Here is a 4,137-nt window from a genome sequence, read left to right as displayed (position 1 = left end):
GATGGACTTGGATTCGCTGCAGTGCACCGGTTATGCCGTGCTTGAAGAGTTGCTGGTCAATTTGCACCGCGACGGACGCAAGTTGTCGGAAGTCCCGATCACGTTCACCGAGCGAGAACTCGGACACTGCAAATTGACCTTCGCCGAAGCCGTCCGCTCGGTCCGCTTCATGTTGCGATTGGCCATGACGCTGCGGTGAAGTGAGCTTGGACTTGATCCCGTTGATTCGGGTACATCGACTCCGTCACCAGGCCGTACCGTCACCGGGCCGTACCGTCACCAGGCCGTACCGTCACCAGTCCGTACAGTGGATGGCAAGCTGGAAGCTTACCCCACTTGGCGTTTAGGGCGTCCGCTGGCTGATCAGGTTGTTGCCCGAGGACAGCTTTTCGATGGCTTCTTGAAGCACCAGGTCTTCGTGGTCCAGCGTCACTTGCCCGCGATCGTTGGGGCGTGCCGCGATGTACGGAGACTCGACCTTCACATCGGGCGTCACACCGTTTTGGCTGATCGCGGTCCCCTTGGGCGAATAGAACTTTGCGGTCGTCAGGCACAGTCCGAATTTCGCGGTTTGCATTCTGAAGATGCCTTGGACGCTGCCCTTGCCGTAGCTCCGCTCGCCGATCAGGATCCCGCGTCGGCTGTCCGAGATCGCTCCGGCAAAAATCTCGCTGGCGCTGGCACTGTCGGAATCGATCAAGACGGCCAGGGGAACATCCCAGGTGTTGGGCCGGTGTGCGACGTAGTCAAAGTTTTCGCGTGAGTTGCGTCCGCGGGTGGTCACGATGCGTCCGTTGCTCAGGAATCGATCGGCGACTTCGACCGCGGCCGACAGCAGACCGCCGGGGTTGCCGCGGACGTCCAGCACCAACGCTCGCATGCCTTGGCGATGCAAACTCCAAAGCGCACGTTCGATGTCTCGTGTGGTCGTCTTTTGGAAATTGGTCAGACGCAGATAGCCGATCCGGGTGGCGGGGTCGACGATGTGGACATTTTCCACACAGGGGACTTCGACGCGACGACGTTGGATTCTCAGATCGCGGCGTTCGCCTTGCTGATTTTGCAACGTGATCGAAACGTACGTGTGTTCCGGACCTCGCAGCAGGTCGGCGGCGATCTCGGGATCCGAAAGATGCGTTTCAGCTTGTTCGACCCGAACGATCCGCTCGCCCGGTTGCAGCCCCGCTTCTTCGGCCGGGCCGCCTGGAATCACCGACAGGATTTTTAGCGAGTTTTCATCCGTTTCCAGCTCGATGCCCAACCCGACAAAGTTGCCTTCGATGTTGGAGAACATGTCGTCCAACTGGTCGCCGGACAGCAACCGTGTGTAAGGGTCCAGCGTCGAGATGGCACCGCTGACGTATTCCAGCACGACGGTCGTCGGGTTGATCCCGATGTCCTGGCGGGCGAGTTCCGCCACATACGCCACGGTCGCTCGCAGATCGAATCGGTTTGCCGACGGCCGATCGGCGATCCGGCGATGGATCGTTTGCTGAAACTCATGCAGCATGCCCAGGTCTTTGCCCGGCAGGGCGTCTTGAACAAATCGGTCTTCGGTCAACGCGATCTCCAGAGCCGCGGTTCCATGCAACAGGATCCGCGACCAATCGACCGATTCAACGTAGTGCGTGTCCAAGTTCGCCAAGACTTCGGAATACAGATCCAAGGCTTGCGAGACACTCATCGAATGGGCCGAAGCGACGAAACTCTTGTCCGCATAGCGGCGATTGACGTCGTAGTGCAATCGGCTGATCACCAACCGTTGATAGAGATGCCGCGAATCGGGGAACTCACGCGACGCCTGCTCGTAGTGGCGGACCGCTTCAATCCATCGTCGTTCCCGCTCCAACGACGCGCCGCGGGCGATCGTTCGACTGAGACCATCTTGCTCGATGGCTTCGGCCGCAGGCTCGGCGGCCAATGGCTGCTGTGCCGTCGCCGTCAGCCCGCCTTGGAACATCAGGGCAACCAGGCAGAGCAGTGTCATCGACGATGTCCACTTGCCGGCTGTGCTTGATGGTCGACAGACCGGTCGCGACTGAAAAACCCGTGCATTGATTGGCATACCGATTCGGCCCATGGGGTGTCTTCAGGAGGGGAGGGAAGGACGACAGGGACGCCGGGAGGGGGCGATCTGTCAAACGGCCGCGTCAGACACCCACAGCGGGCGGCCACGCGAATATAGGACACAAAAGATGCCCGGTCAAAAAACCGTCTGATGGGTAACCGGGTCAGGCGTTGCGATCGCTACGCATTAACACGAAGCGTTCGGTTTAAGCCGGTCGGTCAAGTTGCGACGAAAAGAAATCATCCGATTGATCTCGATTTTGTCGCGGCCCATCGTGCGTTCCCTACGCAGAAAGCAACTCAGTCGCTGCCATGGCCTCAGATTCCTTTAGCCGCACTTCAAGGCGGCAAGTCAACGATACGCACTGTCCCCTTCGAAGTCAAAAACCTGAAACCTGAAACCTGAAACCTAAGACGCCTCCCCCTCGTTTTCCGTCCATCGCGTTCCACCGGCACAACCGGATGCGGTCACGTGAATCTCAATCTTTTACCAGTCACAACAGGGGACCCAGAACGCAAAGTTCCCGATAGTGGCTTATGTCGCCAAGCGGCAATGCTTCCCCGTCGCTGACTCGGACGACTCCTGCTTCGGCAGGCCTCATGAACACGGTTCACCGCGAACCACTTCCCGCCCAACCACACCCCGTTTCATTCAGGAAAGGACTCCCAGTTAAACGCGATCGCGATTCGGTCAGTATCCTTCACCCGAAGGATGGCAATGCAGTAGGGATGGAACGCGTCTCTTCCAGACGCGACTAGTGCATGCCCCCACACTTGAACGTTCCCCCGCGGTTCGCCATTGGAATTCCCAATCCAGTACGGATGGAGTCCTTCTTATGGAAGGAGCAAGTCACGATGACAATCTCTCGATCGCTACGAAAACGGCTTCGCCGATATGCGCTGCTCTGTTTAGTCACAGCCACCACCGCAGGCTTTCTCGAAACCTCTCGGACCTCGGTCGCCGAGGACACCCACGACAGCAGCGACTTGCGAGGCTGGGTCGAAGACCTCTCGCAAAGCTCCTTCAGCCAAGAATCGGTTGCGATGGGCAAGGTCGCCTCCCAGGCACCCACACCCCAATTCTTGACGGTCTCCGCGGAAGACCAATTGACGATCGACACGTGCAACTTTGACACCTGGCTGGCAGGCATCCTACCGCCGGCTGAAAGCAAGCCGTCCGACGCTCCGAAAAACATCGAACCCGAAACGTCCGATCTCGCCAAATCCAACGCCTCGCGGACATCCAGCCAGTTCAATTCGACGCTCGCGACGATCGCGGCAGCGGCGTCGGCGGGAAACCCCATCCCGCTCAGCCAGTGGACCGAACCGTTCGCCATGATCGGTCCCGATGGCAGTCATACACCGCAAGAAATCCAAGCCTTTCAAGCATGGTTTGACAACGGGAAAGCTTTCGTTGCGGGCCTCGGTAACGGAGACTTCAACGGGTTCATCCCCGTCGTCGATTTCGATGGCGAGGTCGCCGGCCCGGCGAATGAGTCGGTTGCGGTGCAGGACAGTGAACCCGCCCAGTCGGTGACCGTCGCCCGGCCCTTGATCGGAAGCTCCCCCGTCATTGCGACCATCGAAGAAGCGTATCAGCCGTATGACTTGGCCGCCGAAGATCTAGCCGCAGCATCGCAATCCAGCGACGTCGATGCCAACGATTCCGAGGACACGCCGGCGGCGGACAAGCCGCAAGATCGCCAAATCGTTTGGACCGATGGGCTGTACTCGCCCTCGCTGCAACCCTTCTGCATCCACTCACTGGATCTGATGCGAAAGCCTGGTTGGAGTCCGCTGGCACAAAAGACGATCTCCTCGACCGAGCCCGTCGCACTGGCAGCCGAAGAAGACGCGGTCGCCGTAGTTGAGCAGCCCGAGCCCACGGTGGAAGTGGAAACGCTCGTCGCCGATGCCGCGGAGGAAGCACCCGCGGACGCCGAGCCGATGCAAGAGAAAGTGGTCGCCGAAGTTGAGCAGCCCGAGCCCACGGTGGAAGTGGAAACGCTCGTCGCCGATGCCGCGGAGGAAGCACCCGCGGACGCCGAGCGGTTGCAAGAGGAAGTGGTC

General features: G+C 59.7%; 2 protein-coding genes and 1 pseudogene. 2 read left to right on the top strand and 1 reads right to left on the bottom strand.

Annotated features, from left to right (window positions below):
• A pseudogene (locus ABX749_RS24385) lies at positions 1–199 on the top strand (polyprenol monophosphomannose synthase); the annotation flags it as partial.
• 144 nt (positions 200–343) lie between these two features.
• On the opposite strand, the gene ABX749_RS24380 reads toward ABX749_RS24385, so the two are convergent.
• The gene (locus ABX749_RS24380; protein WP_372898285.1) at positions 344–1,987 is read right to left on the bottom strand and encodes a S41 family peptidase; all 1,644 of its coding nucleotides are present in this window, start codon (positions 1,985–1,987) and stop codon (positions 344–346) included.
• Between the two features lie 935 nt (positions 1,988–2,922).
• Between ABX749_RS24380 and ABX749_RS24375 the strand changes: the two genes are divergently transcribed.
• Positions 2,923–4,137: hypothetical protein (locus tag ABX749_RS24375; protein ID WP_372898284.1), on the top strand; the 1,215-nt coding region annotated here is incomplete at its 3' end.

The organism is Stieleria sp. (assembly GCF_041595215.1).
GTDB classification, from domain to species: domain Bacteria; phylum Planctomycetota; class Planctomycetia; order Pirellulales; family Pirellulaceae; genus Stieleria; species Stieleria magnilauensis.
Note: the sequence above shows the minus strand (reverse complement) of the source record. Positions and strands in the feature narration are given on the sequence as shown.